Source organism: Nesterenkonia ebinurensis, assembly GCF_008711175.1.
GTDB lineage: Bacteria > Actinomycetota > Actinomycetes > Actinomycetales > Micrococcaceae > Nesterenkonia > Nesterenkonia ebinurensis.
The window spans coordinates 28,056-44,630 of record NZ_VWNF01000002.1; the positions used below are offsets into that span (position 1 = coordinate 28,056).

Here is a 16,575-nt window from a genome sequence, read left to right on the forward strand (position 1 = left end):
AGGAACCGACGCCTGTGATGCCTGAGAAGGTGATCTCCCCCTACGAGCGTTTCGCCGCCTTCCCCGCCAAAACCGGGCTCTACGACCCGGCCAAGGAGCATGAGAACTGCGGTATGGCCGCCATCGCCACCCTGCGCGGCGAGCCCGGCCATGACATTGTGGACCACGCGCTGCACGCGCTGCGCTGCGTCGAGCACCGCGGCGCGGTCGGTGGAGACGTAGGCACCGGCGACGGGGCAGGAATCCTCACCCAGATCCCCGACGACCTGTTCCGCGACGTCGTTGATTTCGATCTTCCTGCGGCCGGAGAATACGCCGCCGGCACCGCCTTCCTGCCCACCGAGCTTCAGGAGCGCGAAGAGCTCATCGTCAGCTTCGAGCAGATGGCCGCCGAACAAGGACTGGTAGTGCTGGGCTGGCGCGATGTGCCGGTGGACGACTCCATGATCGGCAGCCTGGCCCGCGACGCCAAGCCCTTCTTCAAGCAGGTCTTCCTCACCCTGGCCGATGAGGACTCCATCGAGTACCAGGAGTCCGCCGAGGGCACCCTGGACCAGCGGGCCTGGAGGCTGCGCAAACGCGCCCAGGTGCGGCTAGGCGTCTACTTCGCCTCCCTGTCCTCGAAGACCATCACCTATAAGGGCATGCTCACCACCGCCCAGCTGGAGCCCTTCTACCCCGACCTCTCCGATGAGCGGTACAAGTCCACCCTGGGCATTGTGCACTCCCGGTTCTCCACCAACACCTTCCCCTCCTGGCCGCTGGCCCAGCCGCTGCGCTATATGGCCCACAATGGGGAGATCAACACCGTGGAGGGCAACCGGAACTGGATGCGCGCCCGGCAGGCCACCATGTCCGGCCCGGTGCTCGGTGATGACCCCGAGTACCTCTTCCCGATCTGCACCCCCGGGGCCAGCGACTCCACCAGCTTCGACGAGGCCGCTGAACTGCTGATGCTCTCCGGCCGGCCGCTGTCCCAGGCCATGCGGATGATGATCCCCGAGGCCTGGGAGAACCACGAGTCCATGGACCCGGACCTTCGAGCCTTCTACGAGTACCACTCCACCATGATGGAGGCCTGGGACGGGCCGGCCGCGATCGCCTTCACCGACGGCAACCAGCTCGGTGCAGTCCTGGACCGCAACGGCCTGCGCCCAGCCCGCTGGTGGGTCACCGAGGACGGCCTGGTAGTGCTCTCCTCCGAGGTGGGAGTCGCCGAGATCGAACCGGCCAAGGTAGTCCGCAAGGGCCGGGTAGCCCCCGGCATGATGTTCCTGGCCGACACCAAAGAGGGCCGGATCATCGAGGATGAGGAGATCAAGGCCGACTTCGCCTCCAAACAACCCTGGCGCGAATGGGTGGAGGAGAACCGCATCACCCTGAACGAGCTGCCCGAACGCCTGCACGTGAAGCACCCAGCAGGATCAGTGCGGCTGCGCCAGCAGACCTTCGGCTACACCCACGAGGAGCTGAAGATCCTCATCGGCCCGATGGCCGCCACCGGGGCTGAGCCGCTGGGCGCGATGGGCACCGACACCCCCATCGCCGTGCTGGCCGACCGGCCCCGGCTGCTCTTCGACTACTTTGTGCAGACCTTCGCCCAGGTCACCAACCCGCCGCTGGACGCCATCCGCGAGGAGCTGGTCACCTCCCTGGGCCGCCATGTGGGCCCCGAGGGCAATCTGCTGGCTACCGGCCAGGTGCGCTCCAAGCAGATCCAGCTGGACTTCCCGGTGCTGACCAACGACCAGCTGGCCCGCATCGCCAACCACCGCAACGCAAGAGAGGACGCAGCCGACCCGCAGAATCCGCAGGATTCCGGGGGCAGCGGCCGCACAGGCGTCAAAGCCGCCCTGCGGGTCCGGGGCCTGTTCCGGGTGGGTTCCACCGAGGATGAGTTCCGTCAGCGCCTGCGCACCCTGTGCGAACAGGTCTCCGCCGCAGTCAACCGCGGGGTCGGCTACATTGTGATCTCCGACCGGGACTCCAACGCCCAGTGGGCACCGATCCCCTCCCTGCTGCTGGTCTCCGCCATCCACCACCACCTGCTGAAGTCGGCCAACCGCACCCGGGCCTCCCTGCTGGTGGAGGCCGGCGACGTCCGTGAGGTCCACCATGTGGCCTGCCTGATCGGCTACGGCGCCTCCGCAGTGAACCCCTACCTGGCCATCGAATCCGCCGAGGAGATGGTCCACCGCGGAGAGATTACCAATGTCACCGAGGAACAGGCGGTGGCCAACCTCATCAAGGCCCTGGGCAAGGGCCTGCTGAAGATCATGTCCAAGATGGGCATCTCCACCGTAGGCTCCTACTGCGGTGCCCAGACCTTCGAGGCCGTAGGCCTGGCCCAGAACGTGGTGGACCAGTACTTCTCCGGCACCCACTCCCTGATGGGCGGCGTCGGGATCGATGTGATCGCCAAAGAGGCGATGACCCGGCACGCCAAGGCCTACCCGGCAGACGGCAACGATTTGGGCCGCGGCAACGAGCTGGAGGTCGGCGGCGAGTACCAGTGGCGCCGCGAAGGTCCCCCGCACCTGTTCAACCCGGAGACCGTGTTCAAGCTCCAGCACGCCTCCCGGACCCGCCGCTACGACATCTTCAAGTCCTACACCAAGGCGGTGGACGATCAGTCATCAGCGCTGATGACCCTGCGCGGACTCTTCAAACTCAAGGGCACCCGCACACCGGTGCCGATCAGCGAAGTGGAGCCGGTCAGCGAGATCGTCAAACGGTTCAACACCGGGGCGATGAGCTACGGCTCCATCTCCCAGGAGGTCCACGAGACCCTGGCCATCGCCATGAACCGACTAGGCGCACGCTCCAACACCGGTGAGGGCGGGGAGCACCCAGCCCGGCTGGTGGACCCTGAGCGGCGCTCGGCGATCAAACAGGTCGCCTCCGGCCGGTTCGGCGTGACCAGCCAGTTCCTCACCCACGCCACTGACCTGCAGATCAAGATGGCCCAGGGCGCCAAACCCGGCGAGGGCGGTCAGCTGATGGGCAAGAAGGTCTACCCCTGGGTGGCTGAGACCCGCTACTCCACCCCCGGAGTCTCCCTGGTCTCCCCGCCCCCGCACCACGACATCTACTCCATCGAGGATCTCAAGCAGCTCATCTACGACCTCAAGCGCGCCAATACTGGTGCTCGGGTCCACGTGAAGCTGGTCTCCCTGCACGGGGTGGGCACTGTGGCAGCCGGGGTGGCCAAAGCTGCCGCCGACGTCGTGCTCATCTCCGGGCACGACGGCGGCACCGGCGCCTCCCCGCTGAACTCGCTGAAGCATGCCGGCACCCCCTGGGAGCTCGGGCTGGCGGAGACCCAGCAGACCCTGATGCTCAACGGGCTGCGTGAGCGGGTCACCGTACAGGTGGACGGCCAGCTGAAGACCGGCCGCGATGTGGTCATCGCCGCCCTGCTGGGCGCGGAGGAGTACGGCTTCGCCACCTCCGCACTGGTGGTCTCCGGCTGCATTATGATGCGGGTCTGCCACCTGGACACCTGCCCGGTGGGTGTGGCCACCCAGAACCCGGTGCTGCGCGAGCGCTACACCGGCAAGGCCGACCATGTGGTCAACTTCTTCGAGTTCATCGCCCAGGAGGTCCGCGAGTACCTGGCCGAGCTGGGCTTCCGGTCCCTGGACGAGGCCATCGGGCACATTGACGCCCTGGACCTCGACGATGCCAAGCGGCATTGGAAGACCGAAGGGCTGGACCTGACCCGGGTGCTCACCGGCTGGGACCCCAACGATGAGAACACCGCCCGCCAGCTGCGCCGCACCACCGAGCAGGACCACGAACTGGAGAAGCACTTTGACATCACTCTGATCGAAAAGGCCCAGGACGCCATCCACAACGGCGAGCGGCTCACCGTTGAGGCCCGCATAGTCAACACCGACCGGGCGGTGGGCACCATGCTCGGTCACGAGGTCACCAAGGCGCTGGGACTGTCCACCCTGGAGCAGAACACCATCCAGCTGAACCTCACCGGACAGGCCGGCCAGTCCCTGGGCGCCTTCATGCCCCAGGGCATCACCATCCGGCTGGCCGGGGACGCCAACGACTACGTGGGCAAGGGCCTCTCCGGCGGGCGGATCATCATCGCCCCCGAGCCTCAGGCCCCCTTTGACGCCGCAGCAAACGTGATCGCCGGCAATGTGATCGGCTACGGCGCCACCGGCGGAGAGATGTTCCTCTCCGGACAGGTGGGCGAACGGTTCCTGGTCCGCAACTCTGGGGCCACCGCCGTGGTCGAGGGTGTGGGCGACCACGGCTGCGAATACATGACCGGCGGCCAGACCCTCATCCTGGGCCCGGTGGGCCGGAACTTCGGGGCCGGCATGTCCGGCGGCACCGCCTACGCCCTGGACTTCCAGGCGGCCAAACTCAACACCCAGGCCGCCAAGGCCGGGGAGCTGCTGCTGCTGGACCTGGACGAGGAGGACAAGCAGATTGTGCTTGACCTGCTGCGCCGCCACCAGGATGAGACCGGCTCTGCGCTGGCCGCCGGGCTCTTGGAGAACCCGGAGGACACCCTGGGCCGGGTCACCAAGATCCTGCCCCGCGACTATGACCGTGTGCTGGCCGCGCGCAGCGCCGCCCTCGACGAGGGGCTGGACCCCGACGGCGACGCCGCATGGCAGAAGATTCTGGAGGTGACCAGTGGCTGACCCGCGCGGATTCCTCAAACACCGCGAACGCCAGGACCGGCCGTCCCGACCGGTTCCGGTGCGCATCATGGACTTCAAAGAGGTCTACGAGCGCCAGCAGCGCAGCGTGACCCAGACCCAGGCATCCCGCTGCATGGACTGCGGCATCCCGTTCTGCCACACAGGTTGCCCGCTGGGCAACCTCATCCCTGAGTGGAACGACCTCATCTGGCGCGACCAGTGGGAAGAGGCCTCCCAACGGCTGCATATGACCAATAACTTCCCGGAGTTCACCGGACGGGTCTGCCCCGCCCCCTGCGAAACCTCCTGCGTGCTGGGCATCAACCAGCCTGCGGTGACCATCAAGCAGTCCGAGGTGGAGATCGCCGATGAGGCTCTGGAAGCCGGCTATGTCGAGCCGATCCCGCCGCACCGGCTCACCGGCAAGACTGTGGCGGTGGTCGGCTCCGGACCGGCCGGCCTGGCCGCGGCCCAGCAGCTGACTCGTGCCGGGCACACGGTGGCCGTCTACGAGCGTGAGGACCGGCTGGGCGGGCTGCTGCGCTACGGCATCCCGGACTTCAAGATGGAGAAGGGGCTGGTGGACAACCGGATCACCCAGATGGAGGCCGAGGGCACTCGGTTCTACCCCTCCACCGAGATCGGTTCAGACATCGGCTGGGACACTCTGCGTGAATCCTACGACGCGGTCATCGTCGCCACCGGCGCCCTGGTTCCCCGTGACCTGCCCGTGCCCGGACGCGGCCTGGGCGGCATCCACTTCGCCATGGAGTACCTGGTGCAGTCCAATAAGGCTGTGGCCGGGGATTCCGTGCCCGAACAGATCCACGCCAAGGACAAGCATGTGGTGATCCTCGGCGGCGGGGACACCGGCGCCGACTGCATCGGGACTGCGCACCGTCACCAGGCCAAGTCGGTGACCACCCTGGCCATCGGCAAAGAGCTGCCCGCTCAGCGCCCCGAGTATGAGCCCTGGCCCATGGACCCACGGGTCTTCGAGGTATCCAGCGCCCACCAGGAGGGCGGCGAGGTCAAATGGCTGGCCTCCACAGTGGAGTTCTTAGGCGATGAGAACGGCCAGGTGCGTGCCCTGAAGGTGGCTGAGACCCAGTACAACCAGGACGGCACCCGTACCCCCAAGCCCGGCTCTGAGCGGGAGATCCCCGCAGACCTGGTGCTGCTGGCCCTGGGCTTCACCGGGGCCGAGCAGGAGACCCTCACCGAGCAGCTGGACGTGGCGTTCACCTCCCGCGGGAACATGGACCGTGCCGAGGACTACCAGACCACTGCAGAAGGAGTCTTCAGCGTAGGCGATGCCGGCCGCGGCGCCTCCCTGGTGGTCTGGGCAATCGCCGAGGGCCGGGCTGTGGCCGCCAAAGTGGATGAATACCTCGAAGGATCCACCCGGCTGCCCGCCCCGGTGGCACCCAGCGATCGTGCGATAAGCTTGAGCTGATGAGGCGCAACGCGAAGCGGATGCGCCGATTTGAGGTGTGAAGCTCGGCGTAGGCCGAGCCAGAGGTGAGCGGGAGATATGCCCGCCGCCGGAACCAGCGCCGCCGGCCCAAAGTCGTGCCATGAATTTTCCACCCCACAACCAGTGAAGGTAGGCATGAGACACGCCAAGATCGTCGCCACATTCGGCCCCGCCACCGCAGGCTATGAGAAGACCCGCGAGCTCATCGAGGCTGGGGTGGACGTTGTCCGGGTCAACATGAGTCACGGCGACTACTCCGTTCACGAGGCCACCTACAGCACCGTGCGTGAGGTGGCCAAGGACATGCGCCGCGCAGTGGCCATCTTCGCAGACCTGCAGGGCCCCAAAATCCGGCTGGGCCGGTTCACCGCAGGCCCGTACTACCTGGCCGTCGGCGATCGGTTCACCATCACCACCCGGGAGGTGGAAGGCACCCAGGAGATCTGCTCCACCACCCTGAAGACCCTCACCGCGGACGTCGAGGTGGGCGACACTCTGCTCATCGACGACGGCAAAGTCAGCCTCAAAGCCCTGGAAGTCACCGACACCGACGTGCTCACAGAGGTCGAGGTGCCAGGTGCGGTGTCCAATAACAAGGGCATCAACCTGCCTGGGGTGGCCGTTTCGGTACCGGCGCTGAGCGAGAAGGACCAAGAGGATCTGCGCTGGGCGCTGCGCACCGGCTTCGACATGATCGCCCTCTCCTTTGTCCGCGATGCCGCAGACATCGAAGTGGTGCACCGGATCATGGACGAAGAGGGCCGCCGGGTCCCAGTGATCGCCAAGATCGAGAAACCGCAGGCGGTGGACGCCCTGCAGGATGTCATCGACGCCTTCGACGCTGTGATGGTCGCCCGAGGCGACCTGGGCGTGGAGCTTCCCCTCGAGGAGGTCCCGCTGGTGCAGAAGCGCGCTGTGGAGCTGGCCCGCCGCTGGGCTAAGCCGGTGATCGTGGCCACCCAGGTGCTGGAGTCCATGATTGACAACCCCCGGCCTACCCGGGCTGAGGCCTCCGACTGTGCTAACGCCGTGCTCGACGGTGCTGATGCCGTGATGCTCTCGGGGGAGACCTCGGTGGGCAAATACCCCACCGAAACAGTCAAGACCATGGCCTCGATCATCCAGGCCACCGAGGTCAAGGGCCTGGAGCGGATCCCCCAACTGGGCACTAAGCCCAAGACCCGCGGCGGGGCGATCACCCGGGCCGCCAATGAGGTCGCCGAGCAGCTGGAGGTGGAGTACCTGGCCACCTTCACCCGCTCCGGAGACTCCGCGCGCCGGCTCTCCCGGCTGCGCCCCAAGCAGCCCATCTTCGCCTTCACCCACGTGGAGCACACCCATCACATCCTCTGCCTGAGCTGGGGGGTGCAGCCGCGCTGGGTGGAGTTCGCCTCACACACCGACAAGATGACAGCCCAGGTGGACAAGCTGCTGCTGGAAGAGGGCATCGCCTCCGACGGCGACCTGGTGGTCATCGCCGCCGGTTCACCCCCCGGACAGGCCGGCACCACCAATATGGTCAAGGTTCACCGGATCGGCGACCTGCCTGACGGCGGGGTCTCTGTCGAGGCTCTGGCCCGCGGCGAGGACCTGCCCATCAAGGAACCGGTGGGTCCCTGGCCCTCGGCCAGCGCCTCAAGTGCGGTCAGCGCCCACTCCGCGCTGTAGAACCGAGAGACTGTGCTGGTCCCGGCCGCGGGTTCACACCCCCGGTGGTCGCTCGGCCGGCTTGCCCGGGCCTTCACGTCTGAAGTCGTCGCTGCGGCTGCTCACCGGGTAGACTTGGCCGGTGCCTGAAAGGCCCGCGTGGCGGAATGGTAGACGCAGCAGACTCAAAATCTGCCGACCGCAAGGTCGTGTGAGTTCGAATCTCACCGCGGGCACAGTGCTGGCCCCGGCGGCGGGTTCACGCCCCGCTCGCCTCTCGGCCGGCAGCAGCGGCGCCGGCCTTCGCGCCTCAAGCCGCTGCTCCCTGACGGGGCCCGCACAACCGCTTCGCGTGTGTTCGGGCCACCGACGTCAGGGGCCCTACTCCGCTCGCAGCTTAGGGGATCTCCAATACCAGTGACCGACCAGATAGACCTCTCCGATGCGGCGTTCATCGTCAGCCGTGAGCCCTCCGGGGCAGGTGAGCGTATCGAAGCGGTGGTGGCCGCAGGTGTTTCCGGAAAATGGTACGAGCGCGTCGTCGTGCTCTCCACAGTCGATGAGTCCGCCATCACCTGCAGCTGCCCGGACTCACCAGCCGATGCCGGTGCCGAGTGCGCCCACGCCCAGGCAGCACTGACAGCCGCCGGACTGGCCCTGCCTCCGCTGGGCCCCGGCCACCGCCGCGCTAAGGAAGCTCCACAGATCCAGATAGGCACTGCAGAGGAGGGCTCGCTGAACATCGGTGCCTCCAGCGCCGAGGGCGATTGGTTCGACCTCCAGGTGAAAGTGAGCATCGAGGGCGAACAGGTCGACTTCGAGGAACTCTTCGCCGCCCTGGTACGTGACGAGCAGATATTTGTGCTTCCCTCCGGAACCTACTTTCCGCTGATCACCCCGGAGCTGGAGCAGCTGCGCCGGATCATCGGCGAAGCCCGTGAGCTCAACGACCCCCGGGGCCGGAGCCTGCGGATCAGCCGCTACCAGGTGGATCTGTGGGAGGAACTGAGCGGGCTGAACAACGTGCAGGCTAAGCGCGAGGCCTGGTGGCAGAACCTGGCCCAGCTCAGCGAGCAGGCACAGCTGGTGCACCTGGATCCTCCCGCACAGGTTCAGGCGGAGCTGCGCGACTACCAGCGCTACGGCTACAGCTGGCTGAGCTTCCTCTACGACCACAGCCTGGGCGGAGTGCTGGCCGATGACATGGGGCTGGGCAAGACCCTGCAGACCCTAGCGATGGTGCAGCGTGCCCGAACCGCCCCGGATCCGGAGCGCCCCGGTTCCCCATTCCTCATCGTGGCGCCGACTTCCGTAGTGGGCAACTGGGCAGCAGAGGCCGCCCGGTTCACCCCGGACCTTAGCATCACCACCATCAGCGCCACCCAAGCCCGCCGCGGAACCAGCCTCAGCGCTGAGGTGGCAGGTGCTGACATGGTGATCACCAGCTATTCGCTGTTCCGGATGGAGGCCGAGCAGTACCAGCAGCTGGACTGGTCAGGACTGATTCTGGACGAGGCGCAGATGATCAAGAACCACACCTCCCGGGGCTACCGTGCGGCCCGCGACCTCTCCGCCCCGTTCAAGCTGGCGGTGACCGGAACTCCTATGGAGAACAGCCTGCAGGAGCTGTGGGCCCTGTTCTCCATCACCTGTCCCGGCCTGCTCGGCGGCCGAGAACAGTTCAACCGGGTCTACCGCAATCCCATCGAGAAAGAACAGCACGCTGCCCGGCTCGCCCAACTCAAGCGGCGGCTGAGCCCCTTCTTGCTGCGGCGGAAGAAGGAGGAGGTGGCAGCCGAGCTGCCGCCCAAACAGGAACAGGTGCTCGAGCTTGAGCTGGACCCCGAGCACCGCCGGATCTACGACCGCAGACTGCAGCGGGAGCGGCTGAAGGTGCTGGGTCTGGTGGATAATATGGCCGCCAACAGGTTCGAGATCTTCCGCTCACTGACCCTGTTGAGACAGCTGGCCCTGGACTCCTCGCTCGTGGAGGAAGAATCTGCCCCCTCGGTCAAACTTCAGGCACTGTCCTCGCTGTTGGGCGAAGTGGTCGGGGAGGGGCACCAGGTGCTGGTGCTCAGCCAGTTCACCCGGTTCCTGACCAAGGCGCGCCAGGCGGCGTCGTCCTCCGGCATCCCCAGCGCCTATCTGGATGGCTCCACCACTGACCGGGAGTCGGTGATCAGGCAGTTCCGCGCAGGTGCTGTGCCGGTCTTCTTCGTCTCCCTGAAAGCCGGGGGCTTCGGCCTGAACCTGGTGGAGGCCGACTACGTGGTGCTGCTGGACCCCTGGTGGAACCCAGCTGCGGAGGAGCAGGCCATCGACCGGACGCACCGGATCGGCCAGACCCGCCGCGTGATGGTCTACCGACTGGTGTCCAAGGACACCATCGAATCGAAGGTGATGACGCTGAAAGAGTCCAAACTGGAGCTGTTCAACCGGGTGCTCGACGGTGCCGGTGCGACCGACTCGGCCCAGCTGACCGCAGAGGATATCCGTGGGCTGCTGGAGTGACCAGCGGCGCCGGTGACTGTAGGATCAGGGCGACTGATAATCCGCGGCGCAGCTGCGCCGCACCCACGCAGCCTGATGAGGAGCCCTGTGAGCGAGGAGAACCTGGAAGCAGCCCATGACGCCTCCGGCAGCACTGCCGGTGAGCAGCGAAGGGTGCTGGTGGCCGAGGACGAAACCCTGATCCGCCTGGACATCGTCGAGATCCTCACCGGCGCCGGCTACCAGGTGGTCGGTGAAGCCGAAAACGGCGAACGAGCCGTGGAGCTGGCCAGGGAGCACCAGCCCGACCTGGTGGTGATGGATGTGAAGATGCCGGTGATGGACGGGATCACCGCGGCGAAGACCATCGCCGAGGAGAAGATCGCCCCGGTGGTCATGCTCACCGCCTTCTCCCAGCGCGACCTGGTCGAGTCAGCCCGTGAGGCCGGTGCGATGGCCTATGTGGTCAAGCCCTTCGGGGAGAACGATCTGGTCCCTGCCATTGAGGTGGCCGCCGCCCGGTTCGAAGAGCTGCGCGCCCTGGAGCAGGAAGTCTCATCCCTGGCCGAGAAGTTCGAGACCCGCAAACTGGTGGACCGGGCCAAGTCCCTGCTGATCTCCACGATGGGACTCAGCGAGCCGGAGGCCTTCCGCTGGATCCAGAAGACCTCCATGGACCGCCGCCTGACCATGCGCGAAGTCGCCGAAACCGTGGTCGATCAGATGGGCTGAGCGAGGCGGTCCCAGCCCCTCATACGTTGAGTGCGTGATCTGTGCAGCGGTTTGGCCGGTTTCACGCCCGAAAAACTGCACAAATCATGCACTCAGCGGGAGTTTTAGCTCTGCCGGGCGCGAGCTGCCTTGGTGTTGAGCAGGGCAGCTGCGGTGGCGGCGTCGTCGACGGTGACCACCACCTTCCGGCCGCCCGAGCGGGAGACCACCAGCGCCTCGCCGCCGCGGATCACCACCCCGACGGTCCCGTCCGGCTCAGACAGCGAGCTGCGGATACCCCAGCCTCCGAACTCACCCATCGGGCTTTCTACCCGGCCGGCCTCGGCGCCTTCGACCTCGTCGGCCGGCACGTGCAGCTTCGGCCAGCCCAGTGCGCTGGAGGCGGTCAGCCCGCGCGAGTCCACCCGCACCCGCCAGGCGAACATCACCGCAGTCAAGGGCACCGGGAGCAGTGAGACCAGCAGGGTGAACCACGACTGGGCCCACCATGCCATCGCGCCCATCAGCGAGAAATACACCACCGCTACTGCGGCGAACACGCTCAGGAACCTTCCTCCCGGGGTGAGGCCCTTGACCCACACCGCGCGCTCGTCCGGTGCCAGTTCAGCCTGCTCACCGGTGACCGGGCGATCGGAGGGCTGCCGCGGATCCGCCCCCGCCAACGTCGCGGCCAGAATTCCCCCGGCCAGCGCCACTGTCAGCACCATCAGGAGGCCCCACTCGCTGTACGCCGGAGCATCACCTTCGGGCAGGTCCAGCTGGTGGGCTAGGGGATCGACCATGATCCCGGCGAAGAGCAGTGACTGCCCGGTGGCCAGGCCCAGCACAATCCGCCGGATGAACCCGGTGCGCCCGGTGAACAGCGCGCATCCGGCTAATACCAGGGAGCTCAGCACCGCGAAGCTGCCGCTGATCCCGATCAGCTCCCACACCGAGCCGAGCCGGCTGGGCGTCCCCTCCGGCCCCCACTGCAGCACCACCTGGTCAGGCAGCCGCGGCAGCCAGCTGAGCAGCAGGGCAAACGCTCCAGCGGTGATGGCAAAGGGGACGACGACGCCCCACAGGACTCTGCGCCCACGGTAGGGGATAGGCGGCCTCAGCTCAGCAGCGCCAGCAGTCATGCGGTCTCCTCCACAGGTTGTTCGATCATTGCGGCCACTGCATGGAGCGGAAGGCCGAGCTTGCGCGCCTCGGTGTGCACGGCAGCAACAGCCTGCTGCAGCTGCCGGTACTGTTGGGCCGACTGGGCGGTCACCACTGCTCCGCGGCCGCGGCGCAGCTCCACCAGGCCCTCATCGCGCAGGATCTGATAGGCGTGCAGCACGGTGTGCTGGTTGACCTCCAGGGACTCGGCCAGCTCGCGTGCGGCGGGCAGGCGCTCGCCGTCGGCCAGCTCCCCGGTCAGTACGGCACGGCGCACCTGGGCTGCCAGCTGTTCGAACAGCGGCCGCTGAGAGCTGGGGGCGATCCGGAAGAGCATACACCTAGTTTACTTGCTCTATTTGAACTAGAACAATTGGTGATCGGGCTGACTGAGATTAGGCGGACGGCTTCGTGCACTTTCGCGTTTTTGGGTGGGGCTAGGCGGACCACCGCGTGCACTTTCGCGTTTTCAGGTGCTTATTGGAATGTCTGCCCTTCATGAGGTGCAGACATTCCAATAAGCACCTGATTTTTGGGCCGGGCGGGGGTGGAAGGGTGGAGGGTGAATTGTGCGGTGCGTGGGGTCGGCAGATGCGTGGTGTGGCGTGGCGGCAGGCTGTTCGGGGCGTGGGGTTGAGAGATGCGCGGTGAGGCGTGGCGTCGTCGTGATGTGTTGTTCTAGCGCGCGCGAGCACTTGAACTTGTGACTCCAATCACACTATGATCGGGGTCAAGAACCTGGTAAACGTTTGCCCGGCTCGGCATGAACAGGCAACAGATCACTCGAACCGTGAGGGACACTATGCGTACTCGCAGACCATTCGCCCTGGCCACCGCCGCCGCACTGGCCGGCTGCACACTGGCAGCAGCACCGGCCGCAGCAGAAGACGAGGGCGCCACCGAGACCGAGCTGCTCAACACCGAGTTCAGCAGCGGGGAGCTCGCAGAATGGTGGGACAACGACGCCGCGGAGCGGATCGACTTCCCCGAGGTGGACGGTGAGACCGTCCTGGCTGTCGACCGAGCGCAGGATCACCAGGGCATCCAGTCCCCGCATGGCCTGCTGGCCGATGAGGGCCTCGAGGTGGTCCCCGGCGACACCGTGGTCTACACCGCAGAGATCCGGCTCAGCAATGAGGTGGAGGATACCGCCGATGCGCGCTGGGTCGCCCACGACGACGGCGCCGGCCACAACTACCAGTGGGGCCAGGCCACGGAGGTCAGCGCCGAGGACTGGACCGAGGTGACCTCCAGCTTCGAGATCACTGAGGAGACCGACCTGGAGGCTTTCCGCGCCTACACCGGCCTGCCGGATGTGAACGGCCTGGAGGACTACACCTACTACATCCGCTCCGCCTCCCTGATCCTGCAGCACACCGGTGAGGCAGACCCTGGCAATGGGGATGAGGGCGACGGCGAGGAGGACATCGCCGACAGCCCCGAAGCCCTCAGCCACGACTTCGAGGACGGCGAGCTGGGCCCCTGGGGTCCCCGTTATGTCAGCGAGGAGCAGCACACCGTGGAAGTCACCGACGCCGCAGCCCACCAGGGCACCTACTCCGCAGCTGTGACCGACCGGACCCACCAGGGCCAGGGCATCGGCGCAGAGGCCGGCGAGGCGTTGGCAGCCGGCCAGCAGTACGACCTCAGCGCCTGGGTGAAGTTTGCCGAGGGTGAGGAGACCGACAATATCTGGCTCTCTGCGGCCAGCACCGCCGACGGCTCCACCAGCTACTCCACCCTGGGCCAGTTCAGCGGCCTCTCCGACACCGAATGGGTCCAGATCGAGCAGCGGTTCACCGCTCCCAGCGCTGATGAGCTGCAGATCTACTTCGAGACCACCTGGGACAATGACAACCCCGGCGTCACCTCCAACTTCTACATCGACAGCATCCAGATCACCCGCGTTGAGGATGATTACGACTCCGATCTCACCCCATTGAAGGACACCGTGGGCTTCCCGCTCGGCGTGGCCATCGACGAACGCGAGACCACCGGCACCGCAGCACAGGTGGTCAACCACCACTTCGACCGGATCACCGCCGAGAACCACATGAAGCCCGAGGCCTGGTACTCCGGCGAGGGGCTCGACACCTTCGGCATGCACCCCCAGGCTGAGGCCATCCTGGACTACGCCGCAGCCAATGACCTCGGCGTCTACGGGCACGTGCTGGTGTGGCACTCCCAGACGCCCGCCTGGTTCTTCGAGGTCTCATCCCAGGCCGAAATGGATGAGCGCATGGAGTTCCACATCCGCTCGGTGGCCGAGGCCATCTACGAGCAGTACGGGGCTTTCGGCTCCGAGACCAACCCTGTGGTGGCCTGGGATGTGGTCAACGAGGTCATCGACGACGGCTCCTCCTACGAGGACGGCATGCGCCGCTCCAACTGGTACCAGGCCTGGGGTGATGAGAGTTATGTGGACGCCGCCTTCGAATACGCCGAGCACTACTTCAACGGTGTCTACGCCGACCCGAATGTGGACCGTCCGGTGGCGCTCTACATCAACGACTACAACACCGAGCTCTCGGCCAAGCGCAGCCGCATGATCGCGCTGACCGAGCGGCTGGTCGAGCGCGGTGCTCCGGTGGACGGCTTCGCCCACCAGTTCCACCTCAACCTCTCGATGCCCATCGAGAACCTGCGCCAGGCGTTCCAGGACGTGGAGGCTGCCCTCCCCGGTATGCCGCAGCTGGTCACTGAGCTGGATATCACCGTGGGAGACAGTGTCACCGAGGGCGCGCTCATCGACCAGGCCTACCACTACCGGGACGCCTTCGCTCTCTTCCGCGAGTGGTCAGCAGAGAATCAACTGGATGCGGTGGCAGTCTGGGGCCTCAATGACGGTCGCAGCTGGCGCTCAGCTCAGGCTCCGCTCATCTTCAACGATGACTTCAGCCCTAAGCTGGCCTACACCGGCATTGTGGGCGGGGAGCTGCCCCCGCGGGAGAACCGTGCGGTGGTCTTCGCCCATAACGACGAGACTGCCGCGGCAGACCCGGAGAACTACTGGACCCAGCTGCCCCTTCACACCACAGAAGAGGGAGTCGCCGAATTCCAGCTGCGTTGGTCCGAGGACGGCCTAGTCTTCTACGTGGAGTCCGCGGCCGATTCAGTCACCGTGGAGCACGAGGGGCAGACCTACCAGCTCAGCCCTGAGGGGGAGAGCCTGGCCGAGATCGAGGGCCTCAGCCAGGGCGACAGCCTCGCTGTGGACCTGCACGCAGACGGCGACTCCTGGCTCAACGCCACACTGACCCTGGTTGAGCCGCTGAGCTACCACCAGGCGCCTGAGGCAGAGCAGGCCCCTGAGCTGAATGCCGAGCTCACCGATGCCTGGGCGGATGCCACCACGCTGACCACCGGGGTTGAGATCGAGACCGGTCCCCGCCAGGGTGCCACTGCCGAGGTCTACACCCTCTGGGAGGGCGAGACCCTGCACCTGCTGGCCGATGTCACCGACCCGGATGTGGACGTCTCCGCCTCCGACCCGTGGGTGCAGGACTCCGTGGAGTTCTTCCTGGACCTGGGCAACCACCGCAACGGTCCCTACCGGACCGCATCCCGCGACGGCCACCACCTGCTCTCCGAGCAGTACGACTTCCAGTTCCGCATCTCCGCGGAGAACGAAGTCTCGGTGGGCTCCGGTGATGAGCAGTTCCAGCTCGAGCAGCTTCAGTCCGCCACCTCCACCACCGAGGACGGCTATATCGTCCAGGCCGCCATCAGCCTGCGCGAGTACGGCGGAGCCGGGTCCATCCACGGCTTCGACGTCCAGGTCAACGACTCTCATGAGGGCTCCCGCCTGGTCACCACCTGGGCTGACCCCACTGGCAACGGCTACCAGGACACCGAGCGCTGGGGCACGCTGCGCCTGGTCACCGAGACGGGGGACGACCCCACCGACCCGGGCGAGGAGATCTGGCCCCCCGACCCGGAGGAGCTGAGCGAGGACAACCGCGGGCAAGTGGAGATCCTCACCGACCCCGCTGTGGAAGGGGAGGACATCGAGGCCTTCATCGGTGAGGACAATGCTGACCAAGAGGTCCGCACCTGGCTGTTCTCCGACCCCGCCGACCTGGGTTCGGCCACAGCTGACGCCGATGCCGTGATCACCGTGACCCTGCCTGCAGACAGTGCAGGCGACCACCGATTCGCCGTCTACACCCCCGAGGGGGAGCTGCTGGGCTGGACCGAGATCACCATAGTGGCAGCAGATGACGACGCTGCCCCCTCACCCACTCCGACGGAGCAGCCCACCGAGAGCCCCGCCCCTGATGAGGACGAGGACGGCCTGGCCATCACCGGTGCGACCATCGGCGCCCTCCTGCTCGGCGCGCTGATCCTGCTCGGGGCAGGCACCCTTATCCTGAGAACCTCTCGCCGCTGTACACAAGAAGAGGTAGACTGACG

At 66.4% G+C, this 16,575-nt stretch carries 8 protein-coding genes and 1 tRNA gene; 7 read left to right on the forward strand and 2 right to left on the reverse strand.

Annotated features, from left to right (window positions below; translation table 11 throughout):
- Positions 1 to 17 precede the first annotated feature (17 nt).
- The 6 genes from gltB (at position 18) to F0311_RS00935 (ending at position 11,019) form a co-directional block, all read left to right on the forward strand.
- The gene (gene gltB, locus F0311_RS00910; RefSeq protein ID WP_150460090.1) at positions 18 to 4,670 is read left to right on the forward strand and encodes a glutamate synthase large subunit; all 4,653 of its coding nucleotides are present in this window, start codon (positions 18 to 20) and stop codon (positions 4,668 to 4,670) included.
- The gene (locus F0311_RS00915; protein ID WP_150460091.1) at positions 4,663 to 6,126 is read left to right on the forward strand and encodes a glutamate synthase subunit beta; all 1,464 of its coding nucleotides are present in this window, start codon (positions 4,663 to 4,665) and stop codon (positions 6,124 to 6,126) included. Before gltB ends, F0311_RS00915 begins: the two co-directional genes overlap by 8 nt.
- 156 nt (positions 6,127 to 6,282) lie before the next feature.
- Positions 6,283 to 7,815, forward strand: coding sequence for a pyruvate kinase (gene pyk, locus F0311_RS00920; RefSeq protein WP_150460092.1), 1,533 nt, complete (start codon positions 6,283 to 6,285; stop codon positions 7,813 to 7,815).
- Positions 7,816 to 7,947: 132 nt separating this feature from the next.
- Positions 7,948 to 8,030: transfer RNA gene (locus tag F0311_RS00925), tRNA-Leu, on the forward strand.
- Positions 8,031 to 8,211: 181 nt separating this feature from the next.
- Positions 8,212 to 10,308 (forward strand): DEAD/DEAH box helicase, encoded by a 2,097-nt coding sequence (locus tag F0311_RS00930; RefSeq protein WP_223881047.1) that lies wholly within the window; start codon positions 8,212 to 8,214, stop codon positions 10,306 to 10,308.
- A 75-nt stretch (positions 10,309 to 10,383) separates the two neighbouring features.
- Positions 10,384 to 11,019, forward strand: coding sequence for an ANTAR domain-containing response regulator (locus F0311_RS00935; protein ID WP_150460094.1), 636 nt, complete (start codon positions 10,384 to 10,386; stop codon positions 11,017 to 11,019).
- A gap of 104 nt (positions 11,020 to 11,123) precedes the next feature.
- Here F0311_RS00935 and F0311_RS00940 read toward each other — a convergent pair whose 3' ends face one another.
- Both F0311_RS00940 and F0311_RS00945 read right to left on the reverse strand, forming a co-directional pair.
- A complete protein-coding gene (locus tag F0311_RS00940) occupies positions 11,124 to 12,140 on the reverse strand; it encodes a DUF1648 domain-containing protein (RefSeq protein ID WP_150460095.1) in 1,017 nt (338 codons plus the stop codon).
- On the reverse strand, positions 12,137 to 12,499 hold the full coding sequence (locus F0311_RS00945) for a GntR family transcriptional regulator (RefSeq protein WP_150460096.1): 363 nt from the start codon (positions 12,497 to 12,499) through the stop codon (positions 12,137 to 12,139). The genes F0311_RS00940 and F0311_RS00945 overlap by 4 nt, the downstream gene beginning before the upstream one ends.
- Before the next feature lie 465 nt (positions 12,500 to 12,964).
- On the opposite strand from F0311_RS00945, the gene F0311_RS00950 reads away from it, so the two are divergent.
- Positions 12,965 to 16,573: an endo-1,4-beta-xylanase gene (locus F0311_RS00950; protein WP_191089668.1), complete on the forward strand. Its 3,609-nt coding sequence runs from the start codon at positions 12,965 to 12,967 to the stop codon at positions 16,571 to 16,573.
- Positions 16,574 to 16,575: the final 2 nt, after the last annotated feature.